Below are 21,688 nucleotides of genomic sequence, written 5' to 3' on the forward strand. Positions count from 1 at the left end.
GAAGCGGCGTTCAAGCGGCCGTGAGATGCAGTGCCATCGCCGGATCGCTCACGCTGGGCTTGCCGGTTTCGACGCGGCCCGAGAAGCGGCGCTCGAAGTTGTCCGCCGTCACGGTGAAGTCGTACCAGTGGCCGCTGTCCTCCAGGTTCCAGTGCAGCATGCCGGTGGCGCCCGCGGCCACGTCGAGCGACCAGGGGCCGTCGGCGCGGTAGGCGTTGGCCTTGACCGACACCGTGCCACTGCCCTTGCCGGTGTTGTGCACCTTCACGTAGACCTGGCCGGCGGCCGGGTCGTAGCAGACCTGCACTTCGGGCTTGAAGGCCGCGGCATCGGTGGCCAGCGCGTCGCCCTTGAAGGTGCGCACGAAGCCGTTGCTGCTGTAGACCCAGAGCTCGTACTTGCCGCTGTCGGTGGCGCCGGCGTTCCAGTAGTCGGTGAGCTGCTTGCCGGCTTCCACGGTGTAGCGGCGCGGGATGCGGTCCAGGTGCAGCTTGTCGTAGACATGGAACACCGCGCCCTGGTCGCCGGTGTTGCTGAAGATCAGCGACACCAGGCCGCGCGGCTCGACGCGCGCGCTGGTGTGCAGCTCGTAGGGCAGCGCGCGCGAAAAGCGCGTGCCGGTTTCCTGGTACAGCGGCTGGGGCGTGGCGGGGGCCTTGGTCACCGCACCCGTGTTGCCCAGAAGCTTCTGCGCCGCGTTGACGGCGGGATAGTTGCTCGTGTCGGGCAGCTTGGGAACGACCGGATCGTTCGGGCTCACGAAATCGAAGCACGAGGTGAGATCGCCGCAGACCGCGCGATGCCATGGGCTGATGGCGTCGATCGTGATGCCGAAGCGCTGTTCCAGGAAACGGCCCATCGAGGTGTGGTCGAACACCTGCGAATTGACCCAGCCGCCCTTGCTCCATGGCGAGACCACGTACATCGGCACGCGCGAGCTCAGGCCCCAGGGGCGCGTCTTGCCGCTGGTGGTGTCGGCCGCGTTCAGGTAGCTGCCCACGGAAGCGTCGAAATACTCGCCGTCCAGCGGCACGGTGGACTTGCCCATCAGCTCGCCGCTGGCGTCGTACGAGGGCACCGAGGGCATCGCCAGGTGGTCGAAGAAGCCGTCGTTCTCGTCGAAGGTGACGAACAGCGCCGTCTTGCTCCAGACGGAGGGGTTCGACGTCAACGCGGTCAGCACGTCGGAGATGAAGTCAGCCGCGCCGGCCACGCCTTCGCTGCTGCCCGGATGCTCGGCCAGCGCCTGCGTGGGCAGCACCCACGAGACCTGCGGCAGGGTGTCGTTCATCACATCCTGCTTGAGCTGGGCGAGGAAGTTGACGGCGCCGTCGGCCGCCGCGGGGCCGCCCGTGAGGCCGTGCTCGTAGATCGGCGAGCCCGGCTGCGCGGTGCGGAAGCTCTCGAAGGCCAGGCAGCCATTCATGGCGCCCGTCCAGTTGTTGTTCATGTTCTGGTAGATGTGCCAGGTGATGCCGGCCTTCTGCAGCACGTCGGGCAAGGTGTCCCACTTGAAGGAGTTGTTGACGTATTTGTAGTTGTAGGCGCCCGAGGTGGGGTCGGTCTGGCCCGTGCCGTCGGCCTTCTGCGCCCGGCCCGCGACCCAGTTGGAGGGGCTGGGCCAGCAGCGCGAGTTCACCGGTTCGGAATCGGTGTCGGTGCTGTTGATGCCCTTCTTGCGCAATTCCGGATTGAAGTTGGAGCCCGACCAGAACACGATGCGGTTCGGATCGGTGCCGGTGAGGATAGAGCAGTGGTAGCCGTCGCAGATGGTGAAGGCATCGGCCAGCGCGAACTGGAACGGAATGTCTTCGCGCAGGTAATAGCCCATCGTTGCCTGGTTCTTGAATTGAATCCAGCGGTCCATCTTTCCCTGGTTCCATGCGCCCTGCATGTCGGGGAAGTTGTGCGGCGTGCCCGATCCGATCAGCGCGTTGGCGATCGTGGAGTCACGGCGGAAGGGCTGGATATCGGGTCCGCCGACGGTGGAGTTGGGCTGGAAGTACACCGGCTTGCCGCTGGCCAGCGGAATCGGGAAGCGGTCGCCGAAACCGCGCACGCCGCGCAGGGTGCCGAAGTAGTGGTCGAAGCTGCGGTTTTCCTGCATCAGGATCACGATGTGCTTGATGTCCTTGATGGTGCCGGTGTCGACGGCGGCCTCGACGGCGAGTGCCTTGCGGATCACGGGCGGCAGCATCGTCAGGGCCGAGGCGGCGCCGATGGCGCCGGCCGACTTGCGGAAGAAATCGCGACGGTTGGAGGTGGTCATGGGTGGTCTTTCAACGCGGGGAATTGGGGGACTGATCGGAAATTGATCGAGTGGCGATGGGCGTGGTCAGGGCGCGCACTTGAGGGCAGGCTGCTGGGGCTGGTCGCCGCCGGGCTGCTGCGGGCCGCTGCCGGCGGGCGGCGTCTGCCCTGGCGGAAGGATGGGCAGGCCACCGCTGCCGCCACCACCACCGCCGCAGGCGGCGAGGCCAAGGCACAAGACGAGGCTCGCCGCAGCGAGGCCGTACCGGGAAGAAGCTGATTTCATGAGGTGTCCTTTGGAGTCGGTTGGGCGTGAGGAAGCAAACAAACAAGAAGCAAGAAGCGAGGGCAAAGCCGATCCCCTGCGGGCCCGCGAAGGGCTCGCACCGGAGTCGGAAGAAAGTCGGGGAACGGGTGGGGCTAGCGCTCAGGCATAGCGGCTGCGCAGGCGGGCTGCGACCCTGTCGAGCACGAGGACCGTCAGGAAGATCGCGATCAGGATCGTTCCGACGTGCGCATAGTTGTACATGTCGTAGCGCCCCTTGAGTTCCTGGCCGATGCCGCCCGCGCCCACCAGGCCCACCACGGTGGCCATGCGCACATTGCGGTCGAGCACGTAGAGCGTGTAGGCGATGAACTGCGGCATCACCTGCGGCAGCACCGCGAAGCGCATCACCTTGAGCTTGTTCGCGCCGATGGCGCGCAGGGCCTCCTGCGGCTTGTCGTCGGCGGTCTCGATGTCTTCCGCGTAGAACTTGCCGAGAAAGCCGGCCGAGTGCAGCGCGAGGGCCAGCACGCCGGCAATGGGACCGAAGCCGTAGGCCAGCACCAGGAAGAGCGCGCTCACCAGCTCGGGCACCGCGCGGAACATGCCCACCACGCTGCGCGCCAGCGTGTAGACGGCGCGGTTGGGCGTGTAGTTCTTCGCGCTGCACCAGGCCAGCGGCGCGCTCAGCACGATGGCCAGCAGCGTGGCCCAGATGGCGATCTCGAAGGTCTCGAGCATCTTCACCGCCACATGCCAGAGGTAGCCGAAGGGTTCGACGAGCACTTCGCGCTGGTCGACCACCTCCTCCATCTGCAGTGTCTGCGGGTTGAGCTTGGGCTGGCGCGATTCCTCGGTCTCGACATGCGAGAACCAGGGCAGCTGGTTGCGGTCGAAGCCTTCGACGCGCGCGACCTCGGTGCGCTCCGAAACCTGCGGCGGAAAGAGCGAGCGCGCGATGGTGCCCAGGCCCGAGAGCACCTGCGACTGGTCGCGCAGGCCCACGGCGGCGAGCACGCCTTCGCCGGTGAGCGAGAGCATGCGGCCCATCTCCACCCGCTGGCCGGCAAAGAAGCCGACGACGAGCACGAGGAACAGCACGGCGAGGCTGCGGGTGCCGAAGGGGCGCGGCAGTTCCCAGGCGGACGAAGGGCGGTCCAGGCGACTCATCGCGCAAGCTCCAGTGCGCCGTTGTGCAAGGGCAGCACGGCTTCGGGTTCGGTCATCGGGCTTTGCGGTTGCGCGGCGCTCGCGGGGCGGCCGTAGATCGCATCGAAGACCTTGGGATCGAAGGCTTCAGGCGCGCCGTCGAACACCACCACGCCGTGGCGCAGCGCCACGATGCGGTCGGCGAACTCGCAGGCCAGCTCGATCTGGTGCAGGCTGCACAGCACCGTGGTGCCACGCTCCTGCGCCTCGCGCCGCAGCAGCGAAAGCACATCGTGGCTGGTCTGCGGGTCGAGGCTCGCCACCGGCTCATCGGCGAGCACCAGCGGCGGATCGAGCATGAAGGCACGCGCGATGCCCACGCGCTGCTGTTGGCCACCCGAGAGCTCGCTCACGCGGCGCAGCAGGTGCTGCTCCTGCAGGCCCACCGATTCGATCAGCGCGCAGGCCTTGCTGCGCTGCGCGTCGGTGAAAAGACCGAGCAGCGCACGCCAGGTCGGCATCGCGGGCAACGCGCCGGCCAGCACGTTGTCAGCCACGGTGGAGCGCAGCACGAGGTTGAACTGCTGATGAATCATGCCGATGCGAGGGCGGATGCGCGCCAGCGCGGCGGCCACGATCTTCACGCCTTCGACCTGCACCGCGCCCTGCGTGGGCCTGACCAGCCCGTTGGCCATGCGCAGCAGCGTCGACTTGCCCGCGCCCGAGGAGCCCAGCACCACGCAGAACTGCCCGGCCGGCACCTGGAGCGAGACGCCGTCGAGCGCGCGCGTGCCGTCGGCATAGCGCATGGCGACCGAATCGAAGTTCAGCATGGCAGTGCTCAACGCTCCGCGGCCTTGGCGAGGATGCGGCCCTTGAGTTCGTCGGTCAGGAGGCCGAGCTTCTCGGCGGCGACGCTGAACTCGTCTTCCGAGAACTTGGTGTCGTAGCCGTCGATCTTGCCGCCGCCGTAGCCGCGGATCATGTCGGGCGTGATGCCGGGTGCCTTGTTGACCGTCTGGAAGGCGTCCTTCAGCTTGGCCTTCAGCGGCTCGGTCAGCTTCGAATTGAGCGCGAGCGGCGGGTACGGGATGGCGATGCTCTTGGCAATGACCTTCACGGTCTTCGGATCGACGGCGCCTTGCTTGACGGCCTTCTCGTACGAGTCGAACGAGAGCGAGGCCACATCGACCTGGTCCTGCACCAGCGCTGCCAGGCTGCTCGCGTGGCTGCCGGTCATGCGGATGGCCGAGAGGTCCCTGGCCGGGTCCATGCCCGCGTCCATCAGCATCGCGACCTGGAAGGTGAAGCTCGAAGCCGAGTTGACGTCGCCGAAGGCCACGCGCTTGCCCTTCACGTCCTTGATGGCGGCGATCGGTGCGTTGGCCTTGGCGAACATGCCGGCGTAGTACACCGAGGCGCCCTTCTCCACGCCCACGGCCAGCAGTTGCGCGCAGCCGCGCTTGTGGGCCTGCACGTAGGAGACGGGGCCGAAGAAGGCGATGTCGGCGAGCTGGTTGCACATGCCCTCGACCACCGCGCCGTACGACTGGCCGACCTTCAGGTCGAAGTTCAGGCCCGTGGTGCGCGTGATGGCGTTGAAGACGGGCGCATAGTCGGCCTTGGTGCCCGACTCGGTGCCGCCATCGGCAGGAATCAGCAGCACGCGCAGCGGGCGTTCTCGCGAGCCGTCGGCCACGGATTGCGCATGCGCCGGGAGGGAAAGCGCTGCGGTCAGCGAGAGTGCGGCGGCCGCGACGGCCAGGAGCTTTTTCATCATCGGTTCCTTGGTTTCGGATCGGGGTAGCGAGCGGGTTCATCGCTCGGATGCCGGTGAGCTTAGAAACCAAAGATGACAAGAAAATGAAATTAACTCAACGTAAAAACACAAAATCACTGAGTAATGTTCAATACAATCCGCCGCCATGGCCGAGACACCGGTCGGCCGACACCGGAGATCCATGAGCACGAATTTCAAGACAGCGACAGTGAATGGCAACGGCAGCAACAACGCAGGCAGCAGTACCGCGGCGAACGGCGAATGGCTCACCCGGGCCCGCCACCTGCTCGTCGACCTCGACGGCACGCTGGTGCGCCAGCAGGAAGCGATCGACGGCGCGGCCGGGCTGCTCGCGCACTTTCACGACCGCTACGCCATCGTTTCGAACAACTCCACGCATACGGCCCAGGGCCTCGCGCAGCGCTTGCGCCGGCTGGGCCTGCGCGTGCCGCCCGGGCGGATCGTGCTGGCCGGCGAGCTGGCGGTGCGGCAACTGGCACAGCAGCACCCCGGCGCGCGTGTGCTGCTGATCGGGAGCATCGCCCTGCAGCGCTTTGCGCGGGCCGAGGGCTGCGACCTCGTGCAGGCGAATGCCGACTTCGTGCTGCTCGCGCTCGACATGCACTTCAGCCACGCACGCCTGGCGGCCGTCGCGAACGAACTGCTGCGTGGCGCCAAGCTGATGGTGACCAATGCCGACACCACGCACCCCGGCCCGCAGGGCCGCGTGGTGCCCGAGACCGGCTCGCTGCTCGCAGCCGTGGTCGCCGCGAGCGGCGTGCAGCCGTGGCGCGTGATCGGCAAGCCCGCGCCGCTGCTGTTCGAGGAGGGATTGCGCCGCCTGGGCGCGGAGCCCGCCAGCACCGTGGTCGTCGGCGACAACCCGCTCACCGACGCCGAGGGCGCCGCGCGGCTCGGCATGGCCTGCCTGCTGGTGGGGCAGGCGCCGGGGGCGGTCGCACCCACCGTGGCCGGGCTGTTCAGGGCTTCGACGCCCGCGGCAGAGGAATTGCCTCAGTACCGCTTGAGCGAGAGCACGTCGAAGGTCTGGCGCAGCGTGCGCACCGAGGTGTCGTAGTCCGAGAGCGCGAGGCAGGCGATCAGCACATCGATGATCGCCAGCTGCGCGAGCCGGCTGGTCATCGCCTCGGTGCGAAAGCTGGTTTCGCGCGCCATGGTGAAGAGCACCACGTCGGCAAAGGCCTGCAGCGGTGACTTGCCGAAATTGGTGATGCACACCGTCGAGGCGCCCGCCTCCTTGGCCAGTCGCGTGGCCGTGACCGTCTCGTGCGTGCTGCCAGAGTGCGAGATGGTGAGCACCGCCACCTTCGGATCGGTGAGCGAGGCGCTGATGGCCTGCACATGCGAGTCGACCACCACCTTGGCGTTCAAGCCGATGCGCAGCATGCGGTAGTGGGCGTCTTCGGCAATGGTGGCGGAGCTGCCGATGCCGTAGATCTCGATGCGCTCGGCGGCCCGGAAGAGTTTGACCGCGCGCTCCATCGCCTTTGCGTCGAGCGTGGCCTGCGTGTCGTGCAGCGTCTGCACGTTGCTCTGGAAGATCTTGCGGATCACCGCGTCGGCCTTGTCCTGCGGATCGAGGTCTTCATGGATGAACTGCACCGGCTGCACGATCTCCTGTGCGAGTGCGATCTTGATCTGCTGGAAGCCGGTGGCGCCGAGGTTCTTGCACAGGCCGACAATGCTGCCTTCGCTGGAGCCGGTGCGCTCGGCCACTTCGCTCACCGACATGTGGACCACCTCGCGTGGGTTCTTCACGATGAAGTCGGCAATGCGCTGGCCCACCGGGCCGAGCGACGACCACAGCGTCTCGATGCGCGCGAGCACCGCCGAGACCTGGCCGTCCGGCAACTCGGGCGGCGGCATGGCGGTGGACTTGGGACTGGCGGATCGGGAGGTGCTGTTGCTGCTGTTGCGCTTCATGGGCCGCGAGCTTACCCGCCCCCGATGGCGGTTTCATGCGGCGCGCAATGCCCGGTACCTCCCCAACGACGAAGTGATCGCTGGCGGGACGCACATCGAGATCGACCACGACATCCTGCATGCCGAATGCGACGCAAAGCCCAAGACATTCAGGATCGAATGAGGAGGCGGCCGCAGAAACGAAAAAACGGGCCCGAGGGCCCGTTCTTCATGGTGCCGATCAGAGCGATCGGATCAGAGGCCGGCTTGGCGCGTGAACGACACGCTGGGCTTCTTGTAGGCAGCAGGCACTTCGTCGCGATAGAACGCGCGGCGGTCCAGGCTCGCGAACGGATCGTGGGCCTTGGCAACGGCTTCGGCCTGGACGGTCGCGCGGTTGGCGGTCGAGGTGAAAGGTTGCGCACCGGCGGTTGCGCCGTCGCCGTATTCGTTGCCGGCGCGAGCGGCGACAACGGCTTGCGAAGCGACTTCCGCACGCGACACCGACGAGTTCACGGTGTGCACGCCGTCATAGGTTTCTGCTTGCGCACCGGCGGCAGCCAGGAGCGAGAGAGCAGCAGCAGCGAGGATCTTCGAGGCATTCATTTCAATCTCCTTCAATCGGTTGGTTGGTGAGGAGAAGTTTGATCCTGAAGGCCTCCAAAAAACCACGGCAAAAGGAATCGCGGCGTTCACGAGATTGAAACAATCGGGGTTTGCACCGGACCGCGATGCACCCCGATTTGCGACGGCGACCCTAATGCGAAATCATCCACGGCCGCTTCGATGGCGCCGACTTCGCACCGTTCGACGCGGTCACCGTCGCACTGCGGCGGGACGATCCCGAGCAGCAGCCGCAGCCCGCCGGATGCTTGAAGCGCGCGTAGTCGCGGGAGCTGCCGGGCTCGTGCCGCGCGCGTTCGTTGGTCTCCATGGCACTGCGCGTGCCCGAAGCCATCAACGCGAGCCGCGGTGCGGCCGAAAGTACACGCGGCGAGGCGCTTCCGCAGTCGGGGCACGCAGCCGGTTCGTCGCGCTGGCCCGAAGGCCGCAGTGCATCGAAACCGCCGCATTGCCCGCAGGCGTAGTCGTAGGTCGGCATGGCTTTTTTCTTCTTCAGCGCAGGTCGTGCGACAGCGGCATGTCGATGCTGCCGTCGATCATCTTCACCGGGCCCGAGGCGTTCGGGTTGATGTCGAAGTCGAAGATGCCCGTGGGCAGCCACAGGGTCGCACATGAATTCGGCACGTCGACCACACCGCTGATGTGGCCTTGCACCGGTGCCGTACCGAGGATCGAATAAGCCTGCGCGCCCGAGTAGCCGAACTTCTTCAGGTACTCGATGGCGTTGAGGCAGGCCTGGCGATAGGCCACGTTCACGTCGAGGTAATGTTGCTTCCCGCTCTCGTCGACCGAGATGCCTTCGAAGATCAGGTAGTCGTTGTATTGCGGCGTGATCGGGCTGGGCTTGAAGATCGGGTTCTTGATGCCGTACTTGGCCATGCCGCCCTTGATGAGTGTGACCTTCATGTGCACCCAGCCGGCCATCTCGATGGCGCCGCAGAAGGTGATCTCGCCATCGCCCTGGCTGAAGTGCAGGTCGCCCACGCTCAGGCCCGCGCCGTCGACATACACCGGGAAAAACACCTTCGAGCCGCGTGACAGGTCCTTGATGTCGCAGTTGCCGCCGTGCTCGCGCGGCGGCACTGTGCGTGCGCCTTCCGCTGCGGCCTTGGCGCGTGCTTCGCCGGTCATCTTGCCCATGTGGGCGGTGCCGGCGAACGGCGGATTCGCGAGGCCCGGCACGCGGTCCGGATCGGTGGCGATGAGTGCCTTCTCGCGCTCGTTCCACATGTCGAGCATCGGCTTGTCGGGCAGGCAGCCGATGAGGCCGGGATGGATCAGCCCCGCAAAGTTGACGCCCGGAATGTGGCGCGAGCTCGTGAACATGCCCTTGAAATCCCAGATCGATTTCTGCGCTTCCGGAAAGTGATCGGTGAGGAAACCACCGCCGTTCTTCTTGGAGAAGAAGCCGTTGAAGCCCCAGAGGCTGTCTTGCTTGGCGCCGATGTCCAGCAGGTCGACCACCAGCAGGTCGCCCGGCTCCGCGCCCTTCACGCCCACCGGGCCCGAGAGGTAGTGCACCGTGCTCAGGTCGATGTCGCGCACGTCGTCGGCGCTGTCGTTGTTCTTGATGAAGCCGCCGGTCCAGTCGAAGGTCTCCAGGATGAAGTCGTCGCCCGGGTTGACCCAGCAGGCCATCGGAATGTCCGGGTGCCAGCGGTTGTGGATGTTCTCGTTCTCCGTGGGCGATTTGGTCAGGTCGACCTTGATCAGCGTGTCCGTCATTTGCAGTGGCTCCTGGTTGGGTTGTGGTTAGACAGAGAGATAGGCCTTGATGTGATCCACATCGGTCTTGTCGCGCGCGGTCTCGTGCACGAGGCGGCCGCCTTCGATGACGAACAGCCGGTCGGCCACGTCCATCGCGAAACTCAGCACCTGCTCGGACACGACGATGGTGATGCCGCGGAGCTTGCGGATCTCGTTGAGTGCCTTGGCGATGTCCTTGATGATCGAAGGCTGGATGCCTTCGGTGGGCTCGTCTAGCAGCAACACCTTGGGGTCGGTGACGAGCGCGCGCGCAATCGCCAATTGCTGCTGCTGGCCGCCCGAGAGGTTGCCGCCCTTGCGGCGCTTCATGTCCCACAGCACGGGGAAGAGCGCATAGATTTCTTCGGGGATGCGCTTGGTCTTCGAGTTCTCCAGGCCGGTCTGGATGTTCTCTTCCACCGTCAGCGTCGGGAAAATCATCCGCCCCTGCGGCACGTACGCAATGCCCTTGGCCACGCGCCGAAAACTCTCGTCGCGCGACACGTCCTGCCCCGCGACCTCGATGCGTCCGCTCTTGATCGGCAGCACGCCCATCAGGCTCTTGAACAGCGTGGTCTTGCCCATGCCGTTGCGGCCCATGATCGCGACGGTTTCGTTGGCATGGCCCACGAACGAGATGCCGTGCAGCGCCTCGCTCTGGCCGTAGGCGGTGTGCAGGTCGTCGACCTTCAGCATGATGTTGCTCATGGTTCAGTGCCCCAGGTAGACGTCGATGACCTTCGGATCGGCCTGCACCTTCTCCATCGGCCCTTCGGCGAGGATCTTTCCCTGGTGCATCACGGTGACCTTGTGCGCGATCTGCTTGACGAAGGCCATGTCGTGCTCGATGACGATCACCGCGCGGTTCCGGCAGATGCGCTTGAGCAGGTCGGCGGTGAGTTCGCGTTCGCGTGCGCTCATGCCTGCGATGGGCTCGTCGAGCATCAGGAGCTCGGGCTCCTGCATCAGCAGCATTCCGATTTCCAGCCACTGCTTCTGGCCGTGGCTCAGGAGGCCCGCTTCGGTGTGCAGCTTGTCTGCGAGGCCGATGTCTTCGGCCACCGCCTGCACCTTCGACTTGACCTCGTCATCGCACTTGAATGCCAGCGCGCCGAACACCGAGCGCCCTTTCGGAAAAGACACCTCCAGGTTCTGGAAGACACTCAGGTTCTCGTAGATCGACGGCGTCTGGAACTTGCGGCCGATGCCCAGTCGCACGCGCTTGTGCTCGGCCATCTTGGTGAGCTCGGTGTTCTTGAACTTGATGCTGCCGGCGCTTGCGCGCGTCTTGCCGCAGATCAGGTCGAGCAGCGTGGTCTTGCCGGCGCCGTTGGGGCCGATGATCACGCGCAGCTCGTTGCGGTCGATGTAGAGCGTCAGGTCGTCGATGGCCTTGAAGCCGTCGAAGGAGACGGTGAGGTCTTCCACGGCGAGCGCGAAGTCGGTGTTGCTCATGAGGGTGTTCCGGTTCAGGCGCGCTGGCTGCCGACACCTTCGGGCAGTTGGGGTTCGGGTGATGCGGTCGACGGGGTCGGTGGTGTCATCGGCATGGCGGGCGGCGGCTGCACCGCGGCCTCGCGCAGCGCCTGGCGGCGGCCCTTCCACCAAGGCTTGATCTTTTCGTCCCACAGGCCTGCGAGCCCCATGGGGAAAGCCATCGTCACCCCGATGAAGAGCCCGGCCATCAGGAACAGCCACAGGTCCGGAAAGCTCTCGGAGAACAGCGTCTTGCCCGCATTCACCAGCAGCGCGCCATACACCGCCCCCACCAGGCTCATGCGTCCGCCGACCGCGCAGAAGATCACCATCTCGATGGACGGCACGATGCCCACGAAGCTCGGCGACATGAAGCCCACCTGCAGCGCGAACATCGCGCCGCCGATGCCCGAGAGCCCGGCCGCCAGGCAGAAGATGAAGACCTTGAAATTCGACACGTCGTAGCCCGAGAAGCGCACCCGGTCTTCCTTGTCGCGCATCGCGAGCAGCAGCGTGCCCAGCTTGCTGGTCTGGATCCAGCGGCACAGCACGATGCTCGCGACCAGCAAACCCACGCAGACGTAATAAAGGATGTACTTGGCGCCGTCGGTGCGCGTGTCCCATCCCAGCATCGTCTTCAGGTCGGTCATGCCGTTGACGCCGCCCGTGTACCCCTGCTGGCCGATGATGAGCACGGTGCAGATCAGCGCCACCGCCTGCGTGATGATCGCGAAGTACACGCCGCCCACGCGGCGCTTGAACATCGCAAAGCTCACGAGCCAGGCCAGTGCCATCGGCGCGAGCACCACCAGCGCAAGGCTCAGCGGCAGGCTCTTGAACGGCAGCCACAGCGTGGGCAGCTCGGTGATCTGGTTCCAGTCCATGAAGTCCGGGATGCCGGGCGTCGACTGGATCTTGGTGGTGATCGGGTCGGAGGCTTCGAGCTTGAGGAACATCGCCATCGCATAGCCGCCGATGCCGAAGAACACGCCCTGCCCCAGGCTCAGCACGCCGCCGTAGCCCCACACCATCACGAGCCCCACGGCGACGAACGCGTAGGTGAGGTACTTGCCCACTAGGTTGAGGCGAAAGATGTCGAGCGAGAGCGGCAGCACGACCGCCAGCAGCAGCACCAGGAGCAGCAGGCTGCCCAGCTGGTAGCGCAGGATCGAGGCCTTGATGAAATTCATCGGAACGTTCTCCAAAACAGGAATCGGGTTCAGCGGCGGACTTTTACGGCGAACAGGCCTTGAGGACGCATCATCAAAATCAGCACGATCAGCGAGAGCGTCAGCACCTTGGCCATCGAGCCGGTCATGAAGAACTCGGAGATCGATTGCGTCTGCGCAATGCCGAACGCAGAGACCACGGTGCCCAGCAAGCTCGCGGCGCCGCCGAAGGTGACGACCAGGAACGCGTCGACGATGTAGAGCGAGCCCGAGGTCGGCCCGGTCGAGCCGATGGTGGTGAAGGCCGCGCCCGCGATGCCGGCAATGCCGCAGCCGATGGCGAAGGTCAGGCGGTCGGTTTTCTTCGTGTCGATGCCGGTGGCGTTGGCCATCGTGCGGTTGGCCACGGTGGCCCGCACCCTGAGCCCCCATCGGCTCTTGTGCAGCGCGATGAGCACCCCGGCCGTGACCAGCCCGGTGAGCGCGAGCACGAAGAGGCCGTTGATCGGAATGTCCAGGCCTTCATGCGGCGTCCAGGAACCCATGATCCATTCGGGCAGCGTGGGGCTCACTTCCTTCGGGCCGATGAAGGTGCGAAAGAGCTGCTGCAGCCCCAGGCTCACGCCCCAGGTGGCGAGCAGCGTGTCGAGCGGGCGCTTGTAGAGATGGCGGATCAGCACCCACTCCACGATCCAGCCGACGATGAAGGCGAACACGAACGCCAGCCCGATGGCAATCGGAAAGTAATACGGCATGAACGCGGGCGCCATCCGCTCCGTCACCTGCGCGGCCAGGTAGATCGAATAGGCGCCGATGGTCATGAACTCGCCATGCGCCATGTTGATGACGCCCATCTGCCCGAAGATGATCGCGAGGCCCAGGCCCATGAGCAGCAGCACCGCGAAGAGGCTCAGCCCCGCGAAGCCCTGCATGAGGCCGATGTTCATCATGTCCGACAGAGTCATGGCGGAAGTTCCGGAGTGTTGGAGTTGCTCCCCCTCCCGCACGCGGGAGAGGGTTGGAGTGAAGGCCGACGGCCTGCTTACTGGTAGCCCTTGGGAAACGGATCCGGCTTGATCAGCTCGGCCGATTCGGCAACCACCTTGAACGTCCCGTCGAGCTGCCCCTGCCCGATGCGCGCCTTGCTCCACAGGTGATGGTTCGCATCCAGCTTCACGTAGCCCTCGGGCGCCGTCTTCAGCTCGATGCCAGGCGAACCCGCCACGACCTTGTCCACGTCGAAGCTGCCAGCCTTCTCCACCGCGGCCTTCCACAGCCACGGTCCGAGGTAGCCGGCCTGCGTCACGTCGCCGATCACCGCATCCTTGCCGTACTTCGCCTTGAACGCCGCCACGAACTTCTTGTTGTTCTCGTTGTCCAGCGACTGGAAGTACTTCATCGACGAATAGAAGCCCGCGAAGTTCTCGCCGCCCACGCCGGTCATTTCGTCCTCGGTCACGGCCAGCGTCAGCAGGAACTGCTTGTCGCCGGTGATGCCCGCGGCCTTCAACTGCTTGTAGAAAGCGACGTTCGAGCCGCCCACCACGGCCGCGAAGATGCAGTCGGGCTTGGCCACCTTGATCTTGTTGATCAGCGAGTTGAAGTTGGTGTGGCCCAGCGGGTAGTACTCCTCGCCCTTGACCGAACCCTTCTGGAAATTCTCGATGTGCTTGCGCGCGATCTTCATCGAGGTGCGCGGCCAGATGTAGTCGGAGCCGACTAGGAAGAAGGTCTTGGCCTTCTTCTCCTTTGCGCCCCAATCGAGGCCCCAGATGATCTGCTGCGTGGCCTCTTGCCCCGTGTAGATCACGTTCTTGCTCTGCTCCAGACCTTCGTAGAAGGTCGGGTAGTACAGCAGGCCGTTTTCCTTCTCGAAAACCGGCAGCACCGCCTTGCGCGAGGCGCTGGTCCAGCAGCCGAAGACGGCGGCGCAGTGGTCGTTGACCAGGAGCTTCTTCGACTTCTCGGCGAAAGTAGGCCAGTCGGAGGCGCCGTCTTCCTTGATGACCTTGATCTTGCGGCCCAGCACGCCGCCCATGGCGTTGATCTGGTCGATGGCGAGCTGCTCGGCCTGGATGGAGCCGGTCTCCGAGATGGCCATCGTGCCGGTGGACGAATGCAGCTGGCCCACCGTGACCTCGGTGTCGGTCACCGCGAGCTTGGTGGTGTTGACCTTGGCGGTGGGGAACTGCGACTGGCCGAAGCTCAGGCCGCTCAGGCCCATCACGGGCAAGGCGGCGGCGCCCTGCAACAGGCGGCGACGGCGCAAGGCCACGGCATCGAAAGCATCACGAGGGGGATCGGAATCACGCGACATCAGGAACTCCAGGCAGGTTGAAAAATGAGTTGACCGCGCACCATCGCAGTGCATCGGACGGTGCCCCGAGCACCATGGCTGGTACTTTAGAAATCACTTGCGTACTGGCGAATACGTCATTCAACGTAGCGGCGGGAAACCGCCTTGCCCGCAGACTCGCAAGCCGGCCACGGGGGAAGAAGGCACAGGGAGCGCTTCTTGCTGTACCTGCCGCATGCCACCGCCGCCGCGAGAACCCGCCATGCAATCCGTCTCCGGACAGAAGATCTTTCGCATTCGCCGCGACTACAACGCCTGGGTCGCGAACGAAACGCTGGAGGACTACGCGCTGCGCTACACCCCGCGCAGCTTTCGCAAGTGGTCGGAGTTCCGGGTGGCCAATGCGGCGTTCGGTGCCACCTCGTTCCTGGCGCTGGAGGCCATCGGCGGCGCCATTGCGCTGAGCTACGGTTTCTCGAACGCGCTGTGGGCCATCCTCGTGGTGGGGCTCATCACTTTCCTCACGGGCCTGCCGATCTCGTACTACGCGGCCCGGCACGGCGTGGACATGGACCTGCTCACCCGCGGCGCGGGCTTCGGCTACCTGGGCTCCACGCTCACCTCGCTGATCTATGCGAGCTTCACTTTCATCTTCTTCGCGCTGGAGGCGGCCATCCTCGCGCTCGCGCTGCAGATGTACCTGGACTGGCCGCTGTGGCTGCTGTACCTGGTGTCGTCCATCGTGATCATTCCGCTGGTGGCGCGCGGCATCACGCTCATCTCGGGGCTGCAGCTGTGGACGCAGCCGATCTGGATCGTGCTGTTCGTCTGCCCCTTCATCGCGGTGATGGTGAAGAAGCCCGAGCTCTACGCCGACTTCACCAGCCTCGTGGGCCGCACCTCCGACAGCAGCGGCTTCGATCCGCTGATGTTCGGCGCGGCCGCCACGGTGGCCTTCTCGCTCGTGGTGCAGATCGGCGAGCAGGTCGACTACCTGCGCTTCCTGCCCGAGAAGACCGCCGCCAACCGCGGCCGCTGGTGGACCGCGGTGCTGGTCGCCGGGCCGGGCTGGATCGTGCCGGGCATGCTCAAGATGATGGGCGGCGCCTTTCTCGCCTTCCTCGCGCTGCAGCACGAGATTCCGGCCGCGCATGCGATCGAGCCGACGCAGATGTACCTCACGGGCTTCTCGTACGTGCTGCGCGACCCGGCCTGGGTACTCGGCATCACGGTGCTGTTCGTGGTGGTCTCGCAGATGAAGATCAACCTCACCAACGCCTATGCAGGCTCGCTGGCATGGTCGAACTTCTTCGCGCGGCTCACGCACAGCCACCCGGGGCGCGTGGTGTGGCTGGTGTTCAACGTGGCCATCGCGATCCTGCTGATGGCGCTCGGCGTGTTCGCCGCGCTGGAGCATGTGCTGGGCTTCTACAGCAACATCGCCATCGCGTGGGTGGGCGCGCTGGTGGCGGACCTGGTCATCAACAAGCCCCTGGGCTGGAGCCCGAAGACCATCGAGTTCAAGCGGGCGCACCTGTACGACATCAATCCGGTGGGCCTCGTCGCGATGCTGGTCGCGGCGGCGCTCGCGATGCTCGCGTACTCGGGCGCGCTGGGCCAATGGGCGAAGGCTTTCTCGCCCTTCATCGCGCTGGCCACCGCGATGGCCGTTTCTCCGCTGCTCGCCTGGAAGACGCGCGGCCGCTACTACCTCGCGCGCACCGACATCGAACGCTGGGCGCCCGGCCAGAGCGTGAAGTGCTCGGTGTGCGACAACAGCTTCGAATCGGAAGACATGGCGCACTGCCCGGCCTACAGCGCGCCGATCTGCTCGCTGTGCTGCACGCTCGAATCGCGTTGCCACGACCGCTGCAAGACCGACTCGCGCGCCGCCGAGCAGATGAGCGGCTGGCTGCAGGCACTGCTGCCGCCGGCGCTGTCGGCGCGGCTCAACTTCCGCGTGGCGCACTATCTGCTGGTCGCCACATCGCTGATCGCGCTGCTGGCCACGGTGGTCGGCGTGGTCTATGCGCAGGAGGCCATCGCGGGCACCAGCGATCCGACCTTGGCCACGGCCTTCCTGAAAGTGTTCGCGCTGCTCTCGGTGGTGGCCGCGGTGGCCGCATGGTGGGTGGTGCTGGGCAGCGAGAGCCGGCAGATGGCGCAGGAAGAATCGAACCGCCACAACAACCTGCTCGCGCTGGAGATCGAAGCCCACCGCCGTACCGACGCCGCGCTTCAAACAGCCAAGGAAGCCGCCGAGGCCGCCAACCAGGCCAAGACGCGCTACGTCGCGGGCATGACGCACGAGCTGCGCACGCCGCTCAACAGCATCCTGGGCTACTCGCAGATCCTGCTCAAGGGCGATGCCGCCGCACCGCCGCGCGAGGCCGTGCAGACCATCCACCGCAGCGGCGAACACATGCTCGGGCTCATCGACGGCCTGCTCGACCTCGCGCGCATCGAGGCCGGCCGCCTGCAGCTCGAACCAGCGCCGCTCGCGCTGCCGGCCTTCCTCGACCAGCTCGTGCACATGGTGCGCCCGCAGGCGGAGAGCAAGGGCCTGGCGTTCGTCTACACGCACGCGGGGCAGTTGCCGGCCTGGGTGCATGCCGATGCCAAGTGGCTGCGGCAGATCCTCATCAACCTGCTGACGAACGCGGTGCGCTTCACCGACAGCGGCACCGTCACGCTGCATGTGGATGCACGGCGCGAGGTGCTGCGCTTCGACGTGGTCGACACCGGCATCGGCGTTGCGCCGCAGGACCACCTGCGCATCTTCGAGCCCTTCGAGCGTGGCGCCGCGGGGCGCCGCCGCGGCGAGCCGGGCACGGGGCTGGGCCTCACGATCACCGCGCTGCTGACTTCGCTCATGGGCGGCGAACTGGTGCTGGCGCAGACCTCGCCCGCGGGCAGCACCTTCAGCGTGCGGGTGTACCTGCGCGAAGTGGCCGACCCTGGCCCCCAAGCCAAGGGCGGTGCCTTGCGGCAGCCGGTATCGGGCTACATCGGCGCGCGCCGCACGCTGCTCGTGGTGGACGACCAGCCCGTGCAGCGCCAGATGCTCGCCGGCATGCTGATGCCGCTGGGCTTCGAGGTTCGCGAGGCCGCGAGCGGCACCGAGTGCCTCGACAGCCTGCGGGAAGAGCTGCCCTCGGCCATCCTGCTGGACCTCACGATGGACGACATGGACGGCTGGCAGACCGCCACCTCGGTGCGCGCATCGGGCTTCAAGGACATCCCGATCATCATCGTCTCGGCCAACATGTTCGAGAACCAGATCGAGCGCCTGAATGCCGCGGGATGCCAGGCCTTCGTCGGCAAGCCGGTGATCGAGTCGGAACTCATCGCCACGCTGGAGCGGCACCTGGGCCTCGAATGGCTGTCGGCCAGCGACGCGATGCCGCCCGCGAGCGAAGAAGAAAGCGCGCTGCGCCCGCCGCAGCTCGTGCTCTCTGAAGACGACCGCGCCGAGCTGATGCGCCTCGTGCAGATGGGCCATGTGCGCGGCCTGCAGACGGCGCTCGACCGGCTGGCCGCCGCGTCGCCCGCGGCGGCGGCCACCTGCACATGGCTGCGCGGCATGGTCACCCGCTTCGAACTCGACAACCTCCGCAACGCACTGGCAGAAGATGCAGACACTCCCCTCGCCCAGTAGTCATGAATCCGAGCGCCCCGTGGTGCTGGTCGTGGACGACGCCCCCAGCAGCCTGGGCATGCTGTGCGACACGCTGGAGGCCAGCGGCTACACCGTGCTGGTCGCCGCCGACGGCGAGGCCGCGCTGCAACGGCTCGAACTCGTGGTACCCGATGCGATATTGCTCGACGGCCTGATGCCCGGCCTCTCGGGCTTCGAGACCTGCCGGCGCATCAAGGCCAACCCGGCATGGGCACACATCCCCGTGCTGTTCATGACAGGCCTTTCGGAAACCTCCCATGTGGTCGAAGGCTTCGAGTGCGGCGGCGTCGATTACGTGGTGAAGCCCATCCGCGCGCAGGAAGTGCTGGCCCGGCTCCACACGCATGCGCGCAACGCCCGCATCACCCGCATGGCGCGCGATGCGGTCGACGTGGCCGGCATGGGCGTGGTGTTCGTGGACACGCGCGGGCGCATCGCGTGGCGTTCGCCGCAGGCGGCGCTGTGGCTGCATGCGCTCGAAAACCCGGTGTCGCCGGGGCTGCTGCCGCAGTCGCTCGAAGCAGCCCTCGTGCCGGGCGCGGCGATCGTCATCGGCACGGCGACGGGCATGCGGCTGTCGGTGCGCAACCTGGGCGCGGCGGCGCTCGGCGAGACGATGCTGCTGTTCGCGATGCAGCGCGACGGCGTTGGCGGGACAGGGGGCGCTTCGTCGGCACGGCTGGCCGAAGCAGCGCTCACGCCGCGCGAGACCGAGGTGCTGTCATGGCTCGCCAAGGGCAAGACCAACCGCGACATCGGCGAGATCCTGGGCACCAGTCCGCGCACGGTGAACAAGCACCTGGAGCACATCTTCGAGAAGCTGGGAGTGGAAACGCGCGCGGCAGCTGCGGCGCTGGCGAGCGGGCAGTTGGCCTGAGGGGGTAGGTACCCACCCCCCGGGTTTTCCGGTCATTGAATGCAAAAGCATTGGTCTTCAGAATGACCGCATCAACGCAGAGATAAATGGAGAAAGAAATGCTCTCAAGCCTGCTGTCGTTCTCTTCCCGCGAAAGCGCCTACCGGCACAAGTTCCTGAACAACCAGGACGAGAACCTGTTCATGGGCTCGTTCGAGAGCTTCGCTGCGGCCGAGGCCGGAGCGCCGTCCTCCAAAGCAGTGGGCTACGACCATGCCGAGACCGCCAGCCTCTACAGCCCGCAGATCTATTTCTACGACTATCCGGGCCTGTTCTGGCTGGGCCGCTCGATCGATGCGGGCCTTGCGCGCATCTTCGATCTCGGCGGCCACATCGGCATCAAGTACTACGCCTTCCGCCGTGTGCTGAGCTATCCCCAGAACCTGCGCTGGACCGTGTGCGACGTGCCCAGCGTGATCGACAGCGGGCGCGCGCTGGCGGTGCAGCGCGAGACCGCCGACCAGCTCTCCTTCACTACCGACTACCGCGACGCCAGCGGCAGCGACGTGCTGTACGCCTCCGGCAGCCTGCAGTACCTGCCGGTGCGCATCGACGAAATCCTGTCGTCGCTACCCGCGAAGCCCAAACGCATCGTGCTGAACACGACGGCCGTTCACCCCGAGCGCACGCTCTTCACGCTCAACAGCATCGGCGTGGCGGTTTGCCCCTACCGCATCGAGCACTACGACGAATTGCTCGCAATGCTCACCCGCTCGGGCTATCGCAAGCGCGACGCCTGGCGCAACGAAGGCAAGCCGATCGACGTGCCCTTTGTCGATGGTGGCGACAAGGCCTACTACGCGGGCGGGTGCTTCGACCTGGTCTGAGACGCGTCCCGCGGCGGGACGCGATCCGTCTCAGACCGCGAACAGCGAATCCAGGTTCGCAAACGATTTCATCTCGATCGCATTGCCCGAGGGGTCGAGAAAGAACATCGTCGCCTGCTCGCCCGGCTCGCCCTTGAAGCGGATGTAGGGCTCGATCACGAACTTCGTGCCGCGGGCGACCAGCTTGTCGGCGAGCGACTGCCATTGGTCCATGGGAAGGATCGCGCCGAAATGGCGCACCGGCACATCGTGGCCGTCCACCGCGCTCAGGGCCTTGTGGCCGCACTCGTCGGGCGCGAGGTGCGCCACGATCTGGTGCCCATAGAAATCGAAATCGACCCACTGGGGCGCGCTGCGGCCCTCGGGGCATCCGAGCAGCTCGCCGTAGAACGCACGGGCTTCGGCAATGTCGCGAACGGGGAAGGCCAGGTGAAAAGGGATGCGGGTGGTGTGGGTGCTCATGGGATTCATCGTGTGGAAGGGGTCGGGATACCGAGACTTTAGGCAACCAGTCTCATAACCAAAAGCGATATATTTCTTCGCTGAGCTCCAATAATTTCGATGACTCAACCATGATCAGCGAACTCCAGACCTTCATCACCGTCTGCCGCCACGGCACCTTCGCTGCAGCGGGAGAGCGCATCGGCCTCACGCAATCGGCGGTCAGCAGCCAGATCAAGCGGCTCGAGGACAGCCTGGGCTTCGCGCTCTTCGACAGGACGGGACGCTCCGCCACCTTGAATGCCGCAGGAGAGACGACGCTGGCGCGCGCCGAGGAAATCTGCGCCCTCTATGCCAGGCTCGGCGACCTGCCCGACGATGCCGCGAACCGCGGGCTGCTGCGCATCGGCGCCATCGCCTCGGCGCAGCCGACGCTGGTTGCGCGGGCGCTGGCCCGCCTGCGGCAGAGCCTGCCGCTGCTGCGGGTGCATGTCTCTCCGGGCGTATCGATGCGGCTGATGGACGACCTGGATGCGGGCAGCATCGATGCGGCGGTGATCATCCGGCCGCCCTTCGGCCTTCCTCCCGATCTGGCGTGGCAGCCGCTGGTGCAGGAGCCCTATGTGCTGATCGTGCCGGCGGACACGTCCGCAAAGATGGATTGGCGCTCCCTGCTGCAGGCGCAACCCTTCCTGCGCTACGACCGCGCCTCGTTCGGCGGGCGGATGGTCGAGCGCTTCCTTCGACGCGAGGGACTGCAGGTCAGCGACTCCGTCGAGGTGGATGAAATCCCCGCCCTCATTCACCTCGCGGCGAAGGGGCTGGGCGTCGGCCTCGTTCCGCTCGTCGAGGCGCATCTGCCGTTGCCGCCCGGCGTTCGCATGCTGTCTCTCGGCGAGCACACATTCCATCGCGAAGTCGGCCTGCTCCAGCGCAAGCCACGCGCCGGATCGCCGGTGGTCGCGCAGCTTGCGCAGTGCCTGCAGGAAGCGGCCCGCGAACCTCGCACGAGGGCATCCGGAAAATCCTTGACGGTGATGCTGCGGCCCAGCGAAGGGCTCGCCAAGCGGGGCCGCCTGCCAGCCGCGGACGCCGGTGGCAAGAACGCCGGCAAGCCGCCCACTCCGTAGTAACCACTAAACCCCTG

General features: G+C 66.0%; 21 protein-coding genes. 6 read left to right on the top strand and 15 right to left on the bottom strand.

Annotated features, from left to right (window positions below; genetic code table 11):
- Positions 1-10: 10 nt before the first annotated feature.
- From J2W23_RS01530 to J2W23_RS01550, 5 genes are all read right to left on the bottom strand, one after another.
- Entirely contained in the window at positions 11-2,269 is a 2,259-nt protein-coding gene (locus tag J2W23_RS01530; RefSeq protein WP_307647419.1) for a phosphocholine-specific phospholipase C, read from the bottom strand.
- Between the two features lie 66 nt (positions 2,270-2,335).
- Positions 2,336-2,536 (bottom strand): hypothetical protein, encoded by a 201-nt coding sequence (locus tag J2W23_RS01535; protein WP_307647420.1) that lies wholly within the window; start codon positions 2,534-2,536, stop codon positions 2,336-2,338.
- Between the two features lie 141 nt (positions 2,537-2,677).
- Complete coding sequence (gene phnE / locus J2W23_RS01540; RefSeq protein ID WP_307647421.1) at positions 2,678-3,685, bottom strand: phosphonate ABC transporter, permease protein PhnE; 1,008 nt, start codon at positions 3,683-3,685, stop codon at positions 2,678-2,680.
- On the bottom strand, positions 3,682-4,497 hold the full coding sequence (gene phnC / locus J2W23_RS01545; protein WP_307647422.1) for a phosphonate ABC transporter ATP-binding protein: 816 nt from the start codon (positions 4,495-4,497) through the stop codon (positions 3,682-3,684). Before phnC ends, phnE begins: the two co-directional genes overlap by 4 nt.
- An 8-nt stretch (positions 4,498-4,505) precedes the next feature.
- Positions 4,506-5,441, bottom strand: coding sequence for a phosphate/phosphite/phosphonate ABC transporter substrate-binding protein (locus J2W23_RS01550; RefSeq protein WP_307647423.1), 936 nt, complete (start codon positions 5,439-5,441; stop codon positions 4,506-4,508).
- A 184-nt stretch (positions 5,442-5,625) separates the two neighbouring features.
- On the opposite strand from J2W23_RS01550, the gene J2W23_RS01555 reads away from it, so the two are divergent.
- Positions 5,626-6,522, top strand: coding sequence for an HAD-IIA family hydrolase (locus J2W23_RS01555; protein WP_307647424.1), 897 nt, complete (start codon positions 5,626-5,628; stop codon positions 6,520-6,522).
- Here the strand turns inward: J2W23_RS01555 and J2W23_RS01560 are convergent.
- Positions 6,459-7,331 carry a MurR/RpiR family transcriptional regulator gene (locus tag J2W23_RS01560; RefSeq protein WP_373423858.1) on the bottom strand — a complete coding sequence of 291 codons (873 nt, stop codon included), beginning with the start codon at positions 7,329-7,331 and terminating at the stop codon, positions 6,459-6,461. The genes J2W23_RS01555 and J2W23_RS01560 overlap by 64 nt on opposite strands.
- On the opposite strand from J2W23_RS01560, the gene J2W23_RS01565 reads away from it, so the two are divergent.
- Positions 7,330-7,551, top strand: a complete 222-nt coding sequence (locus J2W23_RS01565) for a hypothetical protein (RefSeq protein ID WP_307647425.1) — start codon at positions 7,330-7,332, stop codon at positions 7,549-7,551. The two genes, J2W23_RS01560 and J2W23_RS01565, sit on opposite strands and share 2 nt — an antisense overlap.
- 71 nt (positions 7,552-7,622) lie before the next feature.
- On the opposite strand, the gene J2W23_RS01570 is transcribed toward J2W23_RS01565, so the two are convergent.
- The 8 genes from J2W23_RS01570 to urtA all read right to left on the bottom strand — a co-directional run bounded on the left by J2W23_RS01570 (position 7,623) and on the right by urtA (position 14,699).
- Positions 7,623-7,973, bottom strand: coding sequence for an alpha/beta hydrolase (locus tag J2W23_RS01570; RefSeq protein WP_176658042.1), 351 nt, complete (start codon positions 7,971-7,973; stop codon positions 7,623-7,625).
- A 151-nt stretch (positions 7,974-8,124) separates the two neighbouring features.
- Positions 8,125-8,469 (bottom strand): FmdB family zinc ribbon protein, encoded by a 345-nt coding sequence (locus J2W23_RS01575; protein ID WP_307647426.1) that lies wholly within the window; start codon positions 8,467-8,469, stop codon positions 8,125-8,127.
- Between the two features lie 14 nt (positions 8,470-8,483).
- Entirely contained in the window at positions 8,484-9,716 is a 1,233-nt protein-coding gene (gene fmdA / locus J2W23_RS01580; RefSeq protein ID WP_176658044.1) for a formamidase, read from the bottom strand.
- Positions 9,717-9,743: 27 nt separating this feature from the next.
- Positions 9,744-10,433, bottom strand: coding sequence for an urea ABC transporter ATP-binding subunit UrtE (urtE, locus tag J2W23_RS01585; protein WP_176658961.1), 690 nt, complete (start codon positions 10,431-10,433; stop codon positions 9,744-9,746).
- Between the two features lie 15 nt (positions 10,434-10,448).
- On the bottom strand, positions 10,449-11,192 hold the full coding sequence (gene urtD, locus J2W23_RS01590) for an urea ABC transporter ATP-binding protein UrtD (RefSeq protein ID WP_176658045.1): 744 nt from the start codon (positions 11,190-11,192) through the stop codon (positions 10,449-10,451).
- A gap of 14 nt (positions 11,193-11,206) precedes the next feature.
- Positions 11,207-12,403: an urea ABC transporter permease subunit UrtC gene (urtC, locus tag J2W23_RS01595; RefSeq protein WP_307647427.1), complete on the bottom strand. Its 1,197-nt coding sequence runs from the start codon at positions 12,401-12,403 to the stop codon at positions 11,207-11,209.
- Positions 12,404-12,432: 29 nt separating this feature from the next.
- Positions 12,433-13,347, bottom strand: coding sequence for an urea ABC transporter permease subunit UrtB (gene urtB, locus J2W23_RS01600; RefSeq protein ID WP_176658047.1), 915 nt, complete (start codon positions 13,345-13,347; stop codon positions 12,433-12,435).
- A gap of 77 nt (positions 13,348-13,424) precedes the next feature.
- On the bottom strand, positions 13,425-14,699 hold the full coding sequence (gene urtA / locus J2W23_RS01605) for an urea ABC transporter substrate-binding protein (protein WP_176658048.1): 1,275 nt from the start codon (positions 14,697-14,699) through the stop codon (positions 13,425-13,427).
- Between the two features lie 241 nt (positions 14,700-14,940).
- Between urtA and J2W23_RS01610 the strand changes: the two genes are divergently transcribed.
- The 3 genes from J2W23_RS01610 to J2W23_RS01620 all read left to right on the top strand — a co-directional run bounded on the left by J2W23_RS01610 (position 14,941) and on the right by J2W23_RS01620 (position 20,100).
- Positions 14,941-18,336 (top strand): hybrid sensor histidine kinase/response regulator, encoded by a 3,396-nt coding sequence (locus J2W23_RS01610; RefSeq protein WP_307647428.1) that lies wholly within the window; start codon positions 14,941-14,943, stop codon positions 18,334-18,336.
- The gene (locus J2W23_RS01615) at positions 18,311-19,234 is read left to right on the top strand and encodes a response regulator (protein ID WP_307647429.1); all 924 of its coding nucleotides are present in this window, start codon (positions 18,311-18,313) and stop codon (positions 19,232-19,234) included. Before J2W23_RS01610 ends, J2W23_RS01615 begins: the two co-directional genes overlap by 26 nt.
- 98 nt (positions 19,235-19,332) lie before the next feature.
- Positions 19,333-20,100, top strand: coding sequence for a TIGR04325 family methyltransferase (locus J2W23_RS01620; protein ID WP_307647430.1), 768 nt, complete (start codon positions 19,333-19,335; stop codon positions 20,098-20,100).
- 30 nt (positions 20,101-20,130) lie between these two features.
- Here J2W23_RS01620 and J2W23_RS01625 read toward each other — a convergent pair whose 3' ends face one another.
- A complete protein-coding gene (locus tag J2W23_RS01625; RefSeq protein WP_307647431.1) occupies positions 20,131-20,562 on the bottom strand; it encodes a VOC family protein in 432 nt (143 codons plus the stop codon).
- A gap of 110 nt (positions 20,563-20,672) precedes the next feature.
- On the opposite strand from J2W23_RS01625, the gene J2W23_RS01630 reads away from it, so the two are divergent.
- Positions 20,673-21,671: a LysR family transcriptional regulator gene (locus J2W23_RS01630; protein WP_307647432.1), complete on the top strand. Its 999-nt coding sequence runs from the start codon at positions 20,673-20,675 to the stop codon at positions 21,669-21,671.
- Positions 21,672-21,688: the final 17 nt, after the last annotated feature.

The sequence above is a fragment of the Variovorax boronicumulans genome (assembly GCF_030812215.1).
Taxonomy (GTDB): domain Bacteria; phylum Pseudomonadota; class Gammaproteobacteria; order Burkholderiales; family Burkholderiaceae_C; genus Variovorax; species Variovorax boronicumulans_C.